Origin of the sequence: Lysobacter sp. TAB13 (assembly GCF_052113885.1) — a bacterium.
GTDB classification, from domain to species: Bacteria; Pseudomonadota; Gammaproteobacteria; order Xanthomonadales; family Xanthomonadaceae; genus Lysobacter; species Lysobacter gummosus.
Genome location: NZ_JBFRDR010000001.1, coordinates 101,831 through 121,643, shown reverse-complemented (window position 1 = coordinate 121,643; position 19,813 = coordinate 101,831). Strand labels below are relative to the sequence as shown.

The following is a 19,813-nucleotide window of genomic DNA, read 5'->3' as shown; positions in this document are numbered from 1 at the left end:
AATGCGCAACGTCCTTGCGGTCCAGGCCGACAGTCTGCCCGGGCGCATCGTCGCGACGTCGAACGAGTACCCGACCCACCACCGCATCGCCCGGCACGATCATCGGCGCTCGCAGCTGCTGTATGCCGCGCACGGGATCATGGTGGTCGGCACCGAGACCGGCCGCTGGATCGTGCCGCCCGAGCGCGCGGCGTGGATTCCGGCCGGCATGAGTCACGACGTGCACGTGCTGGCGCAGATCAGCACGCGCAGCATCTATGTCGAACCCGAAGTCAGCGCGGCCTTGCCGCGCGACTGCCGGGTGATCGGCGTGTCGCCGCTGATGCGTCATCTGCTGCTGGAAACCCTGGATCTGCCGTTGCTGGTCGAGGCCGGCAGCGGCTCGCGTCCGGACCTGATCTATTCGCTGATCGTGCATGAGATCGAACGCGCGCCGGTGTTGCCGCTGGACATCCCGTTTCCGGCCGATCCGCGTTTGGCCAAGCGTTGCCGCGCGTACCTGGCGCATCCCTCGCCGCACGACAGCATCGACGACTGGTGCCGCGACCTGGCGATGAGCCGTCGCACCTTCACCCGACGTTTCCGCGCGCAGACCGGTACTAGTTTCGCCCAGTGGTGTCGGCAGGCGGCGATCTTCGCCGCGTTGCCGCGGTTGGCGGCGGGCGAGGCGATCACTACGCTGGCGCTGGATCTGGGCTATGAGAGCGCGTCGGCGTTCACGACCATGTTCAAGCGCTTGATCGGCATGCCGCCGAGCCGCTATCTGGCGATGTCGCAGCCGTTGCCGTCGCCGAGTTTGCGGGCGGCGATCGCGTCGATAGATGGTTGAGATGTTGACGTTGCTGCTGTTGCTATTGGCATTGCTGTTGCTGTTGCTGTTGCTGTTGCCAAGATTTTGCTTCGGCTTTGCTCTGGCTTTGGCTGGGCGCCGCTAGTAACTCGCGAGACCAGGGACACCCGGAGGGCGGCGCACATGGACGTGCGCCGGGTGCCACCTTGGGCAGGATGCCCAATGTGGCACCTGCCTGCGCAGGCAACGCACTCGTGGCTTTTGACTCGAAACAGCCAATGCGTTTTCTTTGGTTACTTTCTTTGTCGCTTTGGACAAAGAAAGTGACCCGCCGCTTTATGGCGGAAGCGTTTAGCGTTTGATCTTGCTTGAGGCCTCTAAGGCCTCTAAGGCCTCTAAGGCCTCTAAGGCCTCTAAGGCCTCTAAGGCCTCTAAGGCCTCTAAGGCCTCTAAGGCCTTTAAGGCCTTTAAGGCCTTTAAGGCCTTTAAGGACCCTGAAGTCCCTGATCGAAACAACCAGACCTGCGCACTCCCTCCTACCGTCATTCCCGCGAACGCGGGAATCCAGTGCCTTTCGTGCGAGAACGCTTGAAGTCGCTGGATTCCCGCTTTCGCGGGAATGACGAGCAAAAAAATGCAGAATCGGAGCAGAAACAAAGCAGAAGAAAGATCAAACGCCTAAAGCTTCCGCCATAGAGCGGCGGGTCACTTTCTTTGTCCAAAGCCACAAAGAAAGTAACCAAAGAAAGGGCTTTGGCTGTTTCGAATCAAAAGCCACGAGTGCGATGCCTGCGCGGGCAGGTCCCACATTGGGCATCCTGCCCAAGGTGGGACCCGGCGCACGTCCATGTGCGCCGCCCTCCGGGTGTCCCTGATCTCGCGAGTAACAAGCTGCGCCCAGCAACAGCAACAGCAACAGCTACAAAAGCAAAGCCGAAGCCTAAGCAGGGCATGGCAAAGCCAAGCCAAGCCAAGCCAAAATCTTGGCAACGGCAACGGCAACGGCAACGGCAACGGCAACGGCAACGGCAACGGCAAAGCAACCGAGGCTGCTGCTCAGATCGCGATGATCAACCGCTTAACCCACCGCCTGCGCCGCTTCATCGATCAGCGCCGCCACCTCGGCCGGACGCGAGGCCAGCGAGGCATGGCCGGCATCGAGCGTGATGACCTTCTTCGCATTCATGCGCGCCGACATGCGCTGCTGATTCTGCGGCGCAATCATGCGATCCTGGCTGGAGATCTGATACCAGCTCGGTTTGGATCGCCACGCCGGCTTGGCGACGGTGTCGCCGAAGGCGCTGGCCAACGGCGCCTTCTGGGTCACGCCCATGATCAGGCCTTCCTCGGCGCTGAGATCCTGGCAGAAACTCTCATGGAACTTGTCCGCCTTCAGCCACAGATAACCGTCGCTGTCCGGCGCCAGATTCGCCGCCGCTTCCGGCACGTGTTCCTGCGTGATGCCGCCCGGGCTTTCGCCCGCGTCCGGCGCGAATGCGGCGATGTAGACCAGCCCGACCACGTTGTCGTGATTGCCGGCCTCGCTGATGACCGCGCCGCCGTAGGAGTGGCCCACCAGCAGCACCGGCCCGCCGACCTGAGCGACCATCTTGCGCGTGCGCTCGGCGTCGTCGGCCAACGAGGTCAGCGGCAGCTCGACCGCCTTGATGTCGCGATAGCCCTTGCGCGACAGCTCGGCGATGGTCTTGGCCCAATGCGCCGCGCCGCCCCAGAAGCCGTGCACGAGAACGATGGTGGGTTTGGCGGACATGGCGCGGCTCCTCTGAAGGCCCTGGGGTAGGGCGGGTGGGGCCTAACTTAGTCCCGGGGGTGTCATGGCGACGTTACCGGAGGGCTTCGATATGGTGTCTTGGCGCGAGACAGGTCGAGTCGCCGTAAGGAGCAAATATTTTCGGTTCAACCACGGCGCAGTGACATTCGTGTACGAATCCCCCAAGACCGTCGTTCCCGCGTTCGCGAGACAGGTCGAATCGCCGGACGGGGAAAATCCTTTTGGGTTCAACTACGACGCAGTAAACGTTCGTGGGCGAATCCCTCCAGACCGTCATTCCCGCGAACGCGGGAATCCAGGGCCTTTCGGGCGAGAACGTTTGAGGTCTCTGGATTCCCGCCTTCGCGGGAATGACGAAGTGGAAGACTCCCGCTTAAGTGTGGCCGAGCAGCAGCGCCGATCTACTTCGCAATCAACAACAACACCGACCGCGCCTGCAGCCCATAAGTCACATTCTCCCCGCCAATCAACGTCTCGCTACCCGGCACAGCCACCGCATTAGGCCCCTCGTTCCAGGTCGCCGTATCGGTCACCCGATACCACTGCTTACCATTGCCCGGCCACGGCAGAACGAAATTCACCGGCCCCGACCAGCCGTTGTAGGCGACATAGATCGCACTGGCGCTGTCGCCGAATTCGCTGCCATCGACACGCCAGGCCAAGGCGTGACTGTTGGCATCGTTGAAATACGCCGTGTCGGCCTGCGCGCCGTCGGGTTTGAACCAGCGCAACTGCTCCATCACGTTGCCGTTGCCGTCGGTGCCGGAATAGAACCCGGCCGGGCGCAAGGCCGGATGCGCCTTGCGGAATGCGATCAGGCGCCGGGTGTAGGTTTCGTGGTCGGCCTCGATCGCGCTGCGCGTCCAGTACAGCCAGTTCGCCGCCGAATCCAGGTTGTAGGTATTGTTGTTGCCGAACTGAGTACGCAGGGCCTCATCGCCGCCAGTGATCATCGGCACGCCCGCGCTCAGCATCATGAAAGCAAGACCGGTGCGCGCGGCTTTGCGTTGCTCGGCGACCACGCCGGCCTGATCCCAGCTGATGTTGTTGTCTTCGCCGCCGTCGGACGGGCCGTAGGGCCAGGGCTGATTGTTCTGCTTGCTGTTGTAGGCATACAGATCGTTCAAGGTGAAACCGTCGTGGGCGACCATGAAGTTGATCGAATGCCAGGGCTTGCGGCCGTCGTCGCCGTACAGATCGCTGGAGCCGGCGAAGCGCGAGGCCAGGGTTCCCGGCGTCACCGTCTCCACGCCGAGCTTGTTCTGCTTCTTGCGCAGCGCGTCGCGGTACAGGCCGTTCCATTCCGCCCAGCCAGCCGGGAAGCCGCCGACCTGATACGAATTGCCGCCGATCGCCCAGGGCTCGGCGATCAGATCCAGACCCGCGCCGCCCGCGGCCGGACGCGGCGGCAGTTCGGCGACGATGCGGTTGAGGGCGTTGCCGCTGTCGTTCTTGTCGAAGTTGAAACATCCGTGCTGGCAGCTGTTGCCCAGCACCGAGGCCAGATCGAAGCGGAAGCCGTCCACCCCCAGGCTGTCGCGCCAGTAAGCCAAAGAATCGACGATCAGATTCTGCGCGGTCGGATGGCGGGTGTTGTAGTTGCCGCCGACGCCGGTGTTGTCCCAGGGATGTTGATAGTCGCTGCTGAGCGAGTAATAGGCCGGGTTGTCGAGTCCGCGCCACGACAACAGGTTGTAGACCGTCAACCCGTCGGTGCCGCCCCACGGCCCGCCTTCGCCGGTGTGGTTGTAGACCACGTCGATATACACCTTGATTCCGGCGTCGTGATAGGCCTTGACCATCGCCTTCCACTCGCGTGTCGGCCCACCGGGCGTCTTGTCGTAGGCGTAGCGCCGATCCGGGGCAAAATAATTCAGGGTCATGTAACCCCAGTAATTATCGTCGGCGGTCGAGTTCGGCGCGACGTCGTTCTGATCGTTCTGGGTTTCCTGCACCGGCAGGAACTCCACCGCGGTGACGCCCAGCGCGGCCAGCGCCGCGGCCTTGCGCGCCGCGCCCTTGTAAGTGCCGCGTTCGGCCGCCGGTACGCTGTCGTCGTTGCGGGTCAGGCCGCGCACGTGGACTTCGTAGATCACTTCGTCCTTGAGCGCGCGCGTGGGCTTGCTGCCGACCGCGCTGGTGTCGGGCAACAGCGCGATGCTCTTGCTCGCGCACGCGCCGCTGTCCTTGTTGCGGTGAACCGCGCCGGTGGCGTAGATCGTGCCGTCGGTGCAGGCGGCGGTATTGGGGTCCTGGCTGATTTCGCGGGCGTAAGGATCGATCAGCAGCTTGTTCGGATTGAAGCGGTTGCCGGCGCTGTCCACATCGCTGAGGAAACCGCTGCCGCTGCCCTTGGTCCAGGCGGCGTTGTACGGCCAGTTCGGTCCCCAGGCGCGGTAACCGTAGTAGACCGTGCCGGTGATGCCGTAACTGGTCTTGATCGTCGAGACCGGCACCGACAGCGACCACACCTGGCTGGCCGCGTCCTTGTTGAGCGACAGCCGCGCGACTTCCTGCGCGCCGCTCGGGCTGGCGTACAGGAACACTTCCACGCGGCTGGCGCGCGAGGAATACACGCGGAAGTTGAGATTGCTCTGAGAGGCGTCGTAGCGCGCGCCCAATTGCTGCGCATCGACGGCGGCGCGCGCTTCAGGCGCGGGCGCGGCCATCAGCACCAATCCAACAACCGCGCCGGCGCTCGCCGATCGCATGCTCAACCCACGCAAACCCTTGCCCATCGCCGCGTACTCCCTTCGAGGTCGGAACGCGCGTCAGGCGCGCGTGCGGGCCAACTCTACGCTCGCGCCGGGGCGCACAATTTCGATTGCAATCGTATTCAATGGATGCCGGGCGCCGCCGCGGGCGCGCATTCGCGGCTTGCCTCACAGTTCGTTGAGCACCCGTGGGGCGGCCGGCTGGGTCCAGCGGATATCGTCGATGCGGCCGTCGAAGCCCTGCCTGACCGGCATCGGAAAGAAGCGCGCGAGCCGCTCGATATCGCCGACATCGTGCCGCAGCGGCGGCAACTGTGCGCGCTGCGCCGGAACGATTACCGAGATGTTGTAGCCGTATTGCTTGACCCGCGCCTCGCGGCAATCGATACCGGCGACGATCAGGTTGTACAGCAGCAGCCCGGCGTTCCACACGGTGAGGTGGCCGCCGACGATGGCCGGCCGCGCCGGCGGCACGGTGATCGCCAGCCAGCCGCCCGGCGCGGCGAAGCCGAGCAGGCGCTGCAGGAAATCTCCGACGTTTACCTGATGTTCTAAGGCATGCGAACACCAGACCACGTCGAAGCGCTCGGCGCTGTCGAAATCGATGAAATCGCCGACGAAATCGGGCTGGTGGCCGGCGTAGGCCTCGAACGAGATCGTGGTGACGCGCTTGCCGTGCGCGGCGAAATGACGGGCCTGACGGCCGTCGCCGCAGCCCACGTCGAGCACGCTGTCGAACTCGTATTCCCGCAACAGCAGCGACAAGGCCTGATCGCCCAGCCAGGGCGGCGCCGGTTCGCGCCGGCGCGCGGCCTTGCGCGATTTGCGCTTCAACGCGGGCGAGGGCGTTTTCATGCCACCGCCCGCACGTCCTGGGCGATGTCGCCGTCGCCGGCCAGTTCGAGCATCAGCCGCAGATTCGCCTGCGCCCACGCGGCCATGCCGTAGTCCACGCATTGCGGCGCGAGCGTCGCCCGGCGCTGCGTCCACTGCGCGCGTTGCGCCAGCACGTCCTCGATCGCGCGGGCCATGCCGTCGCTGTCGTCGCACAGCACGCCGCAACCGCCGTCGGCGAGCAGGCGCGGCGCCCAGCCGGTACGTGCGGCGACGACCGGCACGCCGGCGCGGATCGCGTCGAACAGAGGCCACGGGCCGCAGTCGGTGGTGCCGGTGACGGCGACTGCGTCGAAGCGCCCGATCCATTCCGCGCAGCGCGCCAGCGGACATTGCGTCAGCGTCCAGTGCGCGCAGTCGATGCCGGCGCGCTTGAGTTCGCGCAACGCCGGCTCCAGCCGTTCGCCGACCAGCACCACCCGCGCGCGCATGCGCAAGCCGCGCACGGCGGCGATGAAGTCGGGCAGGCCGCTGGCGTCCGCGCCGCCGTCGTCGCGGCGCGCGACCGGCCGGCCGATCCAGGCCACGGTCGGCAACGCCGCACCCAACGCCGGCAACGGCGAGCCCGCGCTCCAACCGACCGGCTGCACGGCCCAGCGCCGCTGCGACAAATCGATGCCGGCCGCTTGCAGCGCCTGAGCCTGATCGGGGTGCGCCAGCATCAGCGCGGCGCAGCGCGCGACATCGGCGCGGGCGCCGTCGCGGCGGTACATCGCGGCCTCGCTGAAATCGTGCAACTGCACCACGGTGCGCATGGGATCGGGACTGCGCCCGGCCTCGCCGGCGCGCAGGAACATCCACGCGCGCGCCTGCGCCAGCGGCCGCTCGGTCGCGACGATGCGATAACCCGGCACGGCTGTCTGCGCCAGCGCCTGCTTCCAGCGCTCGAACAGCCAGCCTTTGTTTTCCGCGACCACATTGAGCGTTGGCAGGCTCGGCATTTGCGTTGCCGCCGGGCGCGAAGCCTGCGGCCGCGGCACGATCCGCGGAATCACCGAACCGGTGCGCGGCAGCGGCCGCTCGCGCAAGGCGAGTTCCAGCAATTCGGCGACGCGCTGCGGCTGCGCGGCTTCGGCCAGACTGAATTGATGCGAGATCAGATGCCAGGCGTAGGCGCGGCGGCAGGCGATCGAGTCGGCGTCGCGCACGCTGTGCAGCAACTGCGACCAGTCGCTCGGCGCCTGGGTCAGGAACGGTTTGACCGCGCCCTGCGCCGGCCACACATTGCGGCCGAGCACGATCGCCGGCACGTCCCACAGCAGGCCGTCGTGGGCGACATTGCTGTTCAAGGTAAGAATGCCGCTGCATCCGCCGCTGCGCAGCATCTGATGGATGTTGCCGCGGGTGTGCGGCCACAACAGATCCTGGCGCCGGCGCAGTTGCAGGCGCAGATGGCGGTTGCCGGTGCGCGAATCGGCCGGATGCTGCTTGTAGATCACCGGCCACGGCGGGTCCAGGCGCGAGACGTGATCGATCAGCGCCTGCATCGTGCGCAGCCGCGCCGGCGCGTGGCGGATGATGTTGGTGTCGGATTCGATCTGCAGCGGCACCAGCAGGAATTGCGGCGGCAGCGTCGTCGGCACCGGACGGTTGGCCTGCATGTATTGGTAATAGCCGCTGAAATCGGCGGATTTGATCGCCTCCAGGCGACGGCCGAGTTCGGCCTCGTGCTCGGCGCTCAGCGCCTGCCCGTTCCAGACGAAGGGCGCGGCGTGCGAATCGGCGTTGATGCCGCGCGGACTGATCTGATAATCCGAACGCGGCAGCCAGCCGTGTTCGCAGAACAGGGTCGGCCCTTCGGTGGTGTAGCCACGGCCGTTCCAGACCACCGACAGCACCCGCGGATTGCGCGCGCTGGCGCGCGGATCGCGGCTGACGGTATGGCCCAGCGCGGCGGCCGAGCGGGCGAGGGTATCGAGCAGATCGCCGACTAAACCGGGCGAGCGTTTTTCGATCGCGATTTTCATGGTGGATTCCCTGCGGGGAGCGGTCGCGGCAACGTCGCCGCGCTCAGGCGATTGGACGGCGTCGACGTGTTCGATGAAGGCATGGGTTTGCGCGGAGGCGGCCTCAAACAGCTCGCGGGCGGACCAGGAGCCGTCCGCGGTGGTGCGCGCCAATGAAGTCAGCCGGCTGATCGGACTGAGATTGACCAGTTCGACCCCGTGTTTCGCCAGCGCCGCGGCCAGCCGTCCGTACTGACCGTCGATCTCGCGCAGCCGCGCCGCGAGCGGATGCCGGCCGGTGGCGGCGAAGAAATGATCGTCGGTGAAATCCACGCCGATCAGGCCGATCCGGCGCGCGCCCATGTACGCGGCCAGGCAGACGGCGACGTAAGGCGAGTTCTGCGTGTAGTGCAGGACATCGCCTGCATGCGGATCGGTGCCGGCGTACTGGCCGAGGCGGAAACGTACCTGCGGCGGCCGCGTCCGACCGAGTTCGAGCTGGGTGAACAGTGCGCGCGCATCGGAGCGTTCGACGAAGGCATAGCGATCGCCCTTGAACTGCTGGCGCGGGTTGAGCACGACCAGATAGGTCGGATCGAACAATCGGCCGACATCGTTGACGCCGATGAACAAGGCCTGCGGCGGACGCACGAAATCCAGCAGCGACGGCCCGCAGCCGCAGACCACGATGTCGGCGCCGGCATGGCGGCCGCGGTAGTCGCTCAGGCGCGTGGCGGCGGGCGCGGGCAGGGCGGCGTTCATCCGGCCACCACCCACACCACGGTGATGTTCTTGACGCCCTTATCGCGCAGCACGCCGACGATGTAGTCCTTGGTGTCGTCGGTCGGCTCGCGCGGGGCGACGAAGTAGTACGTGATCGGCGTATCCGGGCCGTACTTGGCGATCAGGTTCGATACGGTGGTGAAGTACTGCGTGATCTTGTGCAGGGCGAACTTGTCCGGCTTTCCGCTCGCGTCGGTCTTGTGGAAGTCCTCGACCACGGTGAACTCGAACAAGATCACCTTCGCCACGGCCTTCGGGGTGCCCGGCTGCGTCATGATCTCGGCGGTGGCGTCGGGGCGGTTGCTGAAAGTCGCTTCGGCGACCAGGTTCTTCTCGTAGTTCAGCCGCGCCTCGTACTGGGCCGAAGGCATGTTCTTGAACTGATCCTTGGGCTTGATGACCGCGCCGACGCGTTGCTCGATCTTGATCAGCATCAGCTTGTCGACCAGCTTCTTCGCCGCGGCGGCCCAGATCTTGCCGCGATCGACCACCGCGTCCTTGGCCCGCGCCAGCAAGCCCTTGACGTTGGGGTCCTTGACGCTGACCTTGACGATCTTGAGAACGCCCGAGCCCTTGTGCGCGCCCTTGTGCTGCTTCTTCGGGCTGGCGACGTAGTCGTAGTTCCAGTCCTCGCTTCCGTCCACCACGGTGATCGACTTGAGGATCTTGTGCGCGCCCTTGACCTTGACCGCGACGGCCTTGGCCTCTTTTTCCTCGATACGCCCCTTCTTGCTGCGCGCCTGGGTTTCGCTGGTGAGCATGGCGAGCGCGGCGGTGACCGCCTTCTTGTGTTCCTCGCTGCCTTCGGCCGGCGGCTCGCCCTTCTTTCCGGTCAACTTGCCAAACATCTTCTTGACGAAGTCGGCGGCCTTCTTGAGCACCTTGTCGATGGCCTGATCGACCTTGCCCTGCACCTTGGTGATGAAGCCCTTGATCTTGGCGCTGATGCCGCCCAGGCCGATCATCGAGGCCAGGAAGCCGATCAGGATCGGCACCGCGTTGCCCAGCGCCTGCTCGACCTTGCTGATCGCGCCGCCGATCGAGCCGGTGGCGATGGCGTGGATGGAGTTGATCACCGATTCGACGAACTCCATGATCTGCGCGGCGCGTTCGATCACGAACATCACCACGTTGATGATCATCATGATCGCCTGGATGATCGCGCCGGCCGGGTTGAACATCGACACGACCTTGGCCACCGCCTTCTGCACGATGGTGGTGACGATCCAGTCCTGGATCGCGCCGATCACCATGTCCTTGAGGCTGGCCAGATCGCCCTTGACCTGCTCCCACAGCGCGGCCGGGCCGCCGCCGATCAGGGTCTGCAGGTAGCCGACCAGTTTCTCGATCACCGTCACCGCGGTCGGGCCGAGCAGCTTCACCGCCTTGGCGCGCATGCGTTCGTAGGTGATGCCCAGCACGCCCAGCACCAGCTTGAGGATCGACACCAGCGACAGGTCGCCGGGAATCTCGATGCCGGCGCTGCTGAGCGCGCCGAACAGCCACTTCATGAAGCCCTTCTTGAGGTGGTCCCAGATGCGGCCGGCGAAGGCCGAGAAGCCGCCCTTGACCGCGGCGATCAGGTTGGACAGGAAGCCGCCGGGGTTGTCGAGGATCAGGTCGATGGTTTCCTGGCCCTTGCGCAGGATGCCCATCAACTTGTCCTTGAACTCCATCAGCGCCTTGGCGACCTCGGCGATCTTCTCCTTGGCCTGAGTGACCAGGCCCTTGTTCGCGTCCTGGATGGCCTTGAGCGCTTCGTCGGCCTTGTCGAAGGCTTCCTTGTATTTCTGCGCCAGGCCTTCGGCCAGTTGCTGCTTCTTGTCGTCGATGCCGGACTTGAGTTCGTTGAACTTGTCCGCGTACTCGGCGGTGAGCTGGGCGCCGCGCGCCTGCACCGCCGGCGACAGCGCGGCCTGGGCGGCGGCGATCTTGCCCTGCGCCTGCGCGACTTCGGCCTTGGCCGCGGCCAGTTCGCGTTCGACCAGATTGGCGACCTTGACCGCCAGGGCGTCCATCGCCGAGGTGAACAGCGTGCGGCCGGCTTCGTAGAAGCGGTTGACCTCCGGCGGCAGGTCCATGATCTGGTCTTTGATCCACAGCAGCGAACCGCCGGGCATCAACAGGTAACGCTTGAGTTTGTAGTCGAACAGCGCGTCCTCGACGTAACTCTTCATGCTGGCCAGGGCCGCGTCGGTGCCGGCGTCGAAGAGGCTGTTGACCGAGGTCTCCAGATTCTCCAGGCGCTTGTCCACCGAGGCCTTGCAGGCGTTGAAGGTGTTGACGACGAAGCTGGTGAACTTGCTCAGTTCCAGCTCTTCGCGCGCCTTCTGCTGTTCCTGCTTGGAGGCGACCTTGGTCTTGCTGCCGGTCTTGGACGCGAGCAGGGCGCTGACACCCTTGCCGGCCACGCCCTTGGCCTGCGCGGCGGCCTTGGACAGGCTGGCCTTTTCGTTGCCGCGGTATTGCGCCGGGCCCGCGTCGGCCTGCTTCTGTACGGCTTTTTCCGCACTCATCACCGCGGAGAAGCGCGGGTCGTTGGCGTTCTTCAGGCGCGTGTCGGTCTGCTTGGTTTCTTTCTTGGCGTCGCTGACTTCGGTCTTGCTGTCCTGCAGCGAGATCTCCGCGTCGGGCTTGGGCGCGGGCATGGCCGCGGCGGCGTCGACCTGCGGCGCGGGCGCGCCGGGCTCGGGCGGGATCGGCGTGACCGGCTTGGCCGCGACGCCGGCTTCCGACGGCGGCGCGTTTGAGGTCTGCTTGATGTCGCCGGTGGCGGCGTCTTTCTGATTGGCGACTTCGCCCTTGAGCGAGCCCTTGATCTGATTGCCCGAGCCGCCCTTCATGAATTTTTCGGTATCGCCGAGAGTCTTGGGCATGACCTTGGCGATCTCGGCGCGCAGCATCGCGAGGAAACTCGCGGTCTCCGGCTTCGGGGTCTTGCTGTCTTCCAGCTTATCGACCTGCTTGGCGCGCGCGCCGGCGGCTTTCTCGTTCGGCGGGCCCTTGGCGGCCTTGTTGGATTCGTCGGATTTCTTCGACGGCGGCGGATGCTGCTTGAGCTTGCGGCCGTCGGACTCGAGCTTGTCGACGACCCGCTTGTAGCGCGGGTCCGAGCGCGGGTCGGCGCGTTTGAGCGCGCGCGCGACGGCCATGATTCAGCGCTCCGCGCCGGTGGCGCGCAGCGGGCAACTGCCGCCGACCTTGCGGTACTCGCGCATCAAGGCATCGTGCAGATGCGCGGTGGCCAGCGCGCGGCCGTCGCGCAGGGCGAGCAGGCGCGCGTGGGCGACGACATTGCGCCACTGGCCGCCGCTGAGCGCGCAGCGGCTGGCCGCGTCCTGCAGCCAGTCTTCGTCGCACTGCGCCTCGCCCAGATGCAGGCGCAGGATTTCGTAACGGCGCCACGGGTCGGGCGCGCGGAAATTCACCACCACATCCATGCGCCGGGCGAAGGCGCGGTCGATGCGGTCGGCGGCGTTGCTGGTCACCACCAGCAGGCCCTGGAACGACTCGATGCGCTGCAGCAGGAAATTGGTTTCCAGGTTGGCGTAGCGGTCGTGCGAGGAGCCCACGTCGGTGCGATTGGCCATCAGCGCATCGCCTTCGTCCAGCAGCAGCACCACGTCGAGTTCTTCCGCGGCGCTGAGCGCGCGGTCGAGGTTCTTCTCGGTTTCGCCCAGATATTTGTTGACCGCGGCGGCCAGGTCGATGCGATAGACATCGCGGCCGAGTTCGGCGCCGAGCAGGCGCGCGGCCAGGGTCTTGCCGGTGCCGCTGGGACCGGCGAATAGCGCGCGCACACCGACGCCGCCACCGGCGACATCTTCGGCTTCCTCGGCCAGGGTTTCGCGCCACAGGCAGCGCGCCACCAGCGATTGCAGTTCTTCGCGCGCGGCGTCTTCGACGATCAACTCGTTGAGCGCGCCGGCCGGCGGCAGACGCATCGCCAGCGTTTCCAGGCGCGCGGTCGGCAGGGCGCGACAGGCGCGGCGCAGATCCTCGCGTTCGGGAAGTTCGCGTCCGTCGAGTTTGGCGAGCGCATCGGCGCCGGCCGCGACCTGACGTAGATGGCCGCTGGACAAGCGCCGGCATGCGGCCAGATCCGCCAGCGCTTGCGCCGGCAAGCGCGGCAGGGCCGCGGCCCAGTGCGCGCAGCGGCGCGCGGGCATCGGCAGCGGCAGTTCCAGATCGAGCATGGCGCGGCCGCCGACGCGGTTCCAGGCGCCCTGGCGCTGGGTGATCAACAGCAGAGGTGCGTCGGTCAGCGGCAACGGCGGCAAGGCGCGGCTTTCGCCGGGCGCGCCTTCGGCTTCGATCGCCGGCACCGCGTCGAGCAAGGCCGCCAGCGCGCCGAACTGGCGCCAACGCGCCTCGTCGTCGAGCACGCTGTCGTCGGCCAGCAGCAAATCCTTGCCGAGCTCGCGCGCCAGCGCGCCGGCCAGGGTCTTGCGGCCGTTGCGCAGCGGGCCGCGGATCAGCAGCACCGGCGCGTCGTTGCGCAGGGCGTGCAGCAGCGCGTCGAAATGCAGATCGTCGTTCGGCGCGATGTAGTCGCGCAGTTGCGGCAACTGCGCCAGCGGCACATGGCGCAGGCCGCGCGCGCCGCTGAGTTCGCCGCGCAGCGCGTCCCAGATCGTCAGCGATACGCTCGGCGTCCAGTCCGGGCGTGGCGCGTCGGGGTTGGGCAGTTGCAGCAGGCCGAGCTCGATCAGTTGTTGCAGACCGCGGCGGACCTCATCGACGCGGTCGCGCTCATCGTCCTGGCGCCACCAGGCCATCAGCAGGCCGAAACTCGGACGGCCGCCGTGGGCGATCGGATAGTCGCTGGCGCTCGCACGGCGCTGGGCCTGCTCGAACACCTGGCTGAAACGCGGGTCTTCTTCGATCAGGCCGGCGGCGAGCAGCAGTTCGGTCTGCAGGGTGCTCAGGCCGGTGTGTTGCAGCGCCAGCAAGGGCAGGCGCGCGCCGTGCTGTTGCGCCTCGCGCTCCCATTCGCGCAGCGCTTCGCGCCAGCGCCGCGCCGGCGCGTCGTGCGCGTCGAGTTCGGCGCGGATTTCGTCCAGATAATCGGCCAGGAACGGATGCGCCTGCACGGTCGCGTCGTCGCTGCCCTCGGCGCAGGATTCGATCACCGTGGCGATGACCGCGTACAGCGACAGCCGCAGGTGTTCGCGCGCGTTGTGGGGATGATCGGACAGCGGCGCGGGGCGCAGGGCGAGCAGGGCGTTCATGCGCGATCTCCGGCCTGCGCGGCGGCGAAGTGGAAACGGATGCCGTGGCCGGCGGCGGGAATCCAGCCCGGATCGCGATCCAGGCCGGCGCAGCGCAGCGCCAGCGGCAGATCGGCCAGCGACAGGTGCACGTCGATCGAGGTCGGGCCGCGGCGCACTCGGGCGCGGTGGCGGCAGACCAGGTCGGGCAGGTGGGGGGATGCGGCGTCTATGCCGAGCGCGCGGGCCAGGCGTTGTTGCAGATAGGCCGCGAGATAGAGCAGCCAGCGTTGGCGGCGGCCGCGTGCGGGCGCGTTCGCGATGGAGGCGATGGCGAGGGTCGCGTTGCTCAGCTGCGGATACCCGGCGCACAGGGCGGTGGCTTGCGCGCGCGGCGTCAGCGCGGGATCGCGCGGCAGGTCGAACAGGACGAAGCCGGCCGGATGGTGGATTCGCAGGCGTCCGTGGCCGGCGCGATAGCCGATGTGTTCGGCCTCGCCCCAGGGCTCGAGCCAGTCCGGATCGATCCGCCAATCGCGCGGCGGGTCGAAACCGGCGCCGGGGCGGCGACGCGGCGCACGGCCCGCGCAATCGGCGAGCAGACCGTGCAGCGGATCGCGTAGGTACTCCTCGCCGAACCAATGCTCGCCGAGCAAGGCCAGCCAGTCCCATGGGTCCAGGGCCAGATTGCGCGCGCGCGGAGCGGTGAAATCGCCGTACAGCTCCAGCGCGAGGGCGACGTTGAGCAGGTAGAACAGGCCGCCGAAATCGGTGTCGATGAGGGTTTCGTTGGAGGCGTAAGGGATCTGGGTTGGTGCTGGGGCGCTTTCGTTCGCTTGGCTGGATTCGTCGGTTTCGGTGGCGATCTCGGCTGTCGCGGGTTCGGCCTGTTTGGCTTCGGAACGTGTAGGGGGGCTGTCTTCGCTGCCGACGTGCGAGACATCGTCGCGTATCGCGTTCCTGGACGTTCTCTTCGCAGGCGTTATGACGAAAGTTTTGGCGATGGGTTTGGATTCCGGATCAGACAGATCGGCGGGGTATATCGCGCCGCTAAGGTGCGCAGGTTCGGAAGCGTCGATTGGCGCTTTGACGGATTCAGGCGTTGGCACGATGGACCGTTTTTCGACGGCCGCGCGGATTTCGCCGATGTCAGTAGGCGGATCGACACGGCTGTTTGTCTGTGGTCGTTCGGGCAACTGCGGCTTCAGTACAGGCCGCGAGTCCGATGCCGGTGAAAACGCGCCGGCCGACGTCGCCTTGCGCACGATCCACGCCTCAAGCGCCCGAGCAGTTTCGCCACTGCGCAACCGCGACGGCGCGCGATGCGCGGTCAGTGCATAGCTCAGCAGACGCAGGGCTGGCGGTCCTAGCGTGGCGGACCGCAGTTCCGGCACGATCGCAAGCAGGCGCACCACAGCGGCCTGCACGGCCGCCGGTGTAGTCGGAGACGAATCGCGATGCGATGGCGGCTGTTTCGTAACCGCCAGAGGTACAACCGGATCATCCGGTACATCAACGGATAGCTCAGCGTTCTCGCTGCCGAACACGTGCGGCGATGCTTCATGCCCCGCATCGGCCGCATCGGCCGCCGAGCCAGCCGGCACCGCGTAGTCGCGCAACAGCGCCGTCAACGCGCGCCCGGCATCGGCGTCGGACACCCGCGCCAGCCACGTCACAGCCTCACCGCGCTGAGCCAGCAACACGATCAGCGACACCACACTCTCGCCGCAATCGAACACCTGCTCGCGCAGCCAACCCGACGCATCGCGTCCGGCCAGCAGACCGCGCCACCACCAGTGCCGGCCGATGCGCCCATGCAGATCGTCGCGCGCCAGACAGGCGGCGAGTTCGCCATGATCGAACCAGACCGCTTCGGCATCGGCCGCGCCCGGATCGAGCCACGGCCGCCGCGCGCTGCTGCCATGGGCATGCAGCGCGCTTTGCACCCGATCGGCGAAACCGCTCGCCGCCGGCGCGCGGGCGACCAGACGGCGCACGCACAACAGCGCGTCAGCCGGCAGTCCGGGCGCGGCCCAGTTGACCGCGCCCAACTCGCGTTCCAGCCGCAGCCGCGCCAGCAAGGCATCGCTGCCGCCGCCGCGCAGCTTGACCCTGCGCAGCAGCTTGAGTTCGCGATACGCCTGGATTTTCGGCATGCCGGTCTCGCTCGATCGCTTCCTGGGCGTTTACTTGCGGCGCAGCAGGAACAGCAACAACAGCACCAGAATCAGGATCACCCACCACCAGCGCTGCCACCACGGCTTGGGTTCGCCCGGATTCTGCGGGCCGGTGGAGCTGTCGCCGCCGCCGGGTTTGGTCAACGTTGCCAGCGAACCGTCGCGCAACACTTCGCCGGCGAACACGATCCGCACCTTCGGATCGTCGTCCGGACGCAGGCCGGTGATGCGGATGCGGTACTGGCCGCTGAGGTTTTCGTCGCTGGGCGGGCCGGCGATTTCGCCCTTGCCGACCACGACGCTGAAATCGCGCTCATGGCCCGGGCCGACGTAATTGCCGAAGCTGTCGCGCGGAGTGACCAGGATCAACGCATCGCCGGTCTTGCGGTCGCGGGTGACTTCCACCGTGGTGCTCTGCGCACCCGGCAGCACCGGCACCTGACGTTCGACGTACTCGCGCCGGCGGATCTGCCCGGTGCGCTTGTCGGTCCATTCGAAATCCACGCGGATGCGATAGCGCCCGCCGATCTTGGTCTCGCCGAAGCTGCCTTCGTAGCGGCCGTTGCCGACGTGCTTGAGCTCGATGCCCTTGCTGGTCGCGCGCGGTTCGATCTTGTCGAGCAAGCCTTCCTTGACCAGTTGATCGAACTTCATCGCCAGCGGCGAGGTGTCGCTGCGCGGCTTGTCGCGGATCGGCTGTTGGCCGGCTTCGAACATGATGTTGCCCAGGTTCTGGCCGGGGCGTTCGATCACCGCGCGCACCGCTCCGGGCGGCAGGTCGGCGAGCACGCCGTTGTCCCAGCCGATTTCGGCGACGATCTTGATCGGCGCGCCGGTGGACAGGCGCGGGGATTCGGTCACGCGCGAGCCCAGCATGGTTTCCACGCCGTAAGCGGAGAGCTGGTACTTGAAGGCATCGCTGCCGCCGAAACGGCGCACCGTGACTTTCCAGTCGCCGGCGCGGCCCTGCGAAGGCAGGTTGACGGTGGCGACGCGGAAATTCGGGCCGCCGCTGGCGTGCGCGGGCGTGACCAGGTGGCCGTCGGGATCGCGGATTTCAAGCCCGGCTTCGCGCGCGCTGCCTTCCCAGCTCAGCACGAAGGTGGCGCGGCTCAGCGAGGGATCGACGATGAAGGTCATCGGCGCCGCCGGCGCGGTGCCGGGCGGCAGCGTGGCGATCGTGCGATCCATCAGCGAGACCGTGCCGCCCTTGAGATTGTTGACCAGGCCATCGACGAACGAGGTGTCCATCGCCACGCCGTTGTTCGGGAACGAGGCGGTGCCGGCGGTCTCCTTCGAGATTTCTTCCAGCATTTGCGCGCTGGCGGCCATGCCGCCTTCGCCCAGGCCGATGGTGAAGACCGGGCCGCGCGGCGCGGTCTGCGCGAGCACGGCGCCGTTGAGCATCAACTCCTTGGCTTCGGGCTCGGCCGCGGCGACCGTGCACTGGTCCAGGTAGGTGACGCCGGGCTGGCCCGGATACGGCTTGCTGGTCGGCGACAGCACTTCGTCCTTGCGGATGATGCACGGCGGCGTGTTCTGTTCGCCGTCGGTGAACACCACCATCGCGGTGTCGCCGGTCAGTTGATCGACGGTGTTGAGCTGGGTCAGCCCTTGCGCCGAGCCGGCGCCGACCGAGGTGCCGCCGATGAAGCTGTTATCGGCCAGCGCGGCGGTGACCGGCGCCGACCATGGCGCCACGTCGGCGCCGCGCAACTTGAAGAACGTGCCGCCGCCGATCGAGGCATCGACGGCGCTGCCGCCGAACAACACCATGCCCAGGCGATCGTTGGCATTGCCTTCGGAGGACTGCGTGGCCGGCGGCGGCGGAGCGCCGACGGCGTCCCACACCGCGGCGAACAATTGCACCGAGGACTTGAGACGGTCCCAGCGGATATCGGGCGAGCCGGGAATGGTCCAGGCCATGCTCGGCGATTTGTCGATCACCAGCACCAGATTCAGTGGCAGGCGGCCGAGCTTGGTCAGCGGATCGCCGGACAAGGACGGCCGGCTGGTCGGCACGCGCGCATACGGAATGTCGCAGGACGCGTCCGACGGCGACATGAAGCTGGTGATGCGATAGCCGTGGCCGGCGCCGAAGGTGAAGCCGCTGAGCGAGACCGGGAAACTGATGCCGCCCGGCCCGATCGACGGCGCGCAGAAGTTGGCGCCGAACACGCTCAGATAGGTGATCTGCAACTGCACGAGCTGGGTGCCGCTGATTCGCGTCAGCACCAGATCGTCGCCGCCGGCGGTACTGTCGGTGCTCTTGCAGGCGTTGCCGACGCAGCCCGGCGCCGCCACCGCCAGGATCTTGCCGTCGACGGTGACCGTGGCGCCGCCGGCGATGGCGGCGGCGTCGAACTCGATCGTGGTCGCCGCGGTCTGGCTGGCGCCGGCGCCGCGCGAGGGCACGTTCAAGGTCAGGTTCTGCGCCGCCAATGGCGGCGCGAACAGGGCCATCAGCGCCAGCAGCGGACCTGCGATCCGCGGCGCGTTGGGGGAGGAACGGGAAACGCTGCGCATGGTGGCTCTCCTGTTCAATTTCCGCGAACGCGGAAGGTGCCGGCGAATGCGGCATCGCCGAAGCCGGTGATCGAAACCACCACCGACGCCGCCACCGGCGGGCCGGCGATGATGTCGGGGAAGTCGGGCACGGTCGCGACGATGGTGGTCGGCGTGGTGCTGACGATCGCGGCGACGACGTTGCGGATGCGCACTTGCGCCGCGGCGGTGAAGTTGGTGCCGGTGATGGTGATGTTGCTGCCTTCGAACTGGGTCAGCGGCGCGATCGAGCTGATCGTCGGCTGCGCCGCCATCGGCGCGGTCACGGTGACCGTGGTGACCGCCGGGGTTCCGTTCGGCGTCAGCACGCGCAGGCTGACGTTGCTCAGCGGCGGATCGCCGCCGTTGACCGGCGCGCCGGGAATGCCGGCCGGCACGACGATCTGCAGGCGCCGGGTCGGATCGGCCGGATCGGGCGTGACCGAGGCCGCAGGCACGTTGTTGAAGGTGACCGTGTTCTGCGAGGCGGTCGCGTTGAAGTTGGTCCCGACCAGCACCAGCGTGCCGCCGACGGCGAAGCTGGTGGTGATGGTGCCGCCCGCGGTTTCGGTGCGGCTGATGGTCGGCGGATCGCCGCCGGGATTGGGATTGACCACCGACGACAGCGACACCACCAGATTCACCGGCGTGCCCGGCGCGACGCGCGCGTCGGCCGGCGGATTCTGGTTGAGCACGATCAGATTGGCGTTGGCTTGCGCCAGCGGATCGATCGCCGCGCCGCCCACATCGTAGGTGAAGCCCAGCGCGAGTTGCCGGCTGGGTTGCTGGATGATCGCGCGCGCCTCGCTGAGGAAGGCGCCGAACAGATTCGGCACCGTCTGGGTTCCGCCCGGCGTGCCCTGCAATTGCGCCAGCGCGTCGAGAATCGCGTTCATCAGCTCCGAGCTGATCACGTCGCCGGGCTGGACCTGGATCGGTAGCGTTGCCATGAGAACTCTCCTG

Annotated in this window: 10 protein-coding genes; 1 reads left to right on the top strand and 9 read right to left on the bottom strand. The window is 67.0% G+C overall.

Going from position 1 to position 19,813, the window contains the following annotated elements; translation table 11 throughout:
* Nucleotide 1: 1 nt before the first annotated feature.
* Nucleotides 2-829 (top strand): AraC family transcriptional regulator, encoded by an 828-nt coding sequence (locus AB4Y92_RS00465; protein WP_235114912.1) that lies wholly within the window; start codon nt 2-4, stop codon nt 827-829.
* Between the two features lie 1,039 nt (nt 830-1,868).
* Here the strand turns inward: AB4Y92_RS00465 and AB4Y92_RS00460 are convergent.
* The 9 genes from AB4Y92_RS00460 to AB4Y92_RS00420 form a co-directional block, all read right to left on the bottom strand.
* Complete coding sequence (locus tag AB4Y92_RS00460; protein ID WP_441817861.1) at nt 1,869-2,561, bottom strand: alpha/beta hydrolase; 693 nt, start codon at nt 2,559-2,561, stop codon at nt 1,869-1,871.
* A gap of 422 nt (nt 2,562-2,983) precedes the next feature.
* The gene (locus tag AB4Y92_RS00455) at nt 2,984-5,251 is read right to left on the bottom strand and encodes a glycogen debranching protein (RefSeq protein WP_441817860.1); all 2,268 of its coding nucleotides are present in this window, start codon (nt 5,249-5,251) and stop codon (nt 2,984-2,986) included.
* A 213-nt stretch (nt 5,252-5,464) separates the two neighbouring features.
* Nucleotides 5,465-6,151 carry a class I SAM-dependent methyltransferase gene (locus AB4Y92_RS00450; RefSeq protein WP_441817859.1) on the bottom strand — a complete coding sequence of 229 codons (687 nt, stop codon included), beginning with the start codon at nt 6,149-6,151 and terminating at the stop codon, nt 5,465-5,467.
* Nucleotides 6,148-8,898 carry a glycosyltransferase gene (locus AB4Y92_RS00445; protein WP_441817858.1) on the bottom strand — a complete coding sequence of 917 codons (2,751 nt, stop codon included), beginning with the start codon at nt 8,896-8,898 and terminating at the stop codon, nt 6,148-6,150. The genes AB4Y92_RS00450 and AB4Y92_RS00445 overlap by 4 nt, the downstream gene beginning before the upstream one ends.
* Complete coding sequence (locus AB4Y92_RS00440) at nt 8,895-12,071, bottom strand: phage tail protein (protein WP_441817857.1); 3,177 nt, start codon at nt 12,069-12,071, stop codon at nt 8,895-8,897. Before AB4Y92_RS00440 ends, AB4Y92_RS00445 begins: the two co-directional genes overlap by 4 nt.
* Before the next feature lie 3 nt (nt 12,072-12,074).
* Nucleotides 12,075-14,150: an ATP-binding protein gene (locus tag AB4Y92_RS00435; RefSeq protein ID WP_441817856.1), complete on the bottom strand. Its 2,076-nt coding sequence runs from the start codon at nt 14,148-14,150 to the stop codon at nt 12,075-12,077.
* The gene (locus AB4Y92_RS00430; protein WP_441817855.1) at nt 14,147-16,210 is read right to left on the bottom strand and encodes a hypothetical protein; all 2,064 of its coding nucleotides are present in this window, start codon (nt 16,208-16,210) and stop codon (nt 14,147-14,149) included. Before AB4Y92_RS00430 ends, AB4Y92_RS00435 begins: the two co-directional genes overlap by 4 nt.
* A 105-nt stretch (nt 16,211-16,315) precedes the next feature.
* Nucleotides 16,316-18,832 carry a vWA domain-containing protein gene (locus AB4Y92_RS00425; RefSeq protein ID WP_441817854.1) on the bottom strand — a complete coding sequence of 839 codons (2,517 nt, stop codon included), beginning with the start codon at nt 18,830-18,832 and terminating at the stop codon, nt 16,316-16,318.
* 14 nt (nt 18,833-18,846) lie between these two features.
* Nucleotides 18,847-19,800: an IPT/TIG domain-containing protein gene (locus tag AB4Y92_RS00420; protein WP_441817853.1), complete on the bottom strand. Its 954-nt coding sequence runs from the start codon at nt 19,798-19,800 to the stop codon at nt 18,847-18,849.
* Nucleotides 19,801-19,813 lie beyond the last annotated feature (13 nt).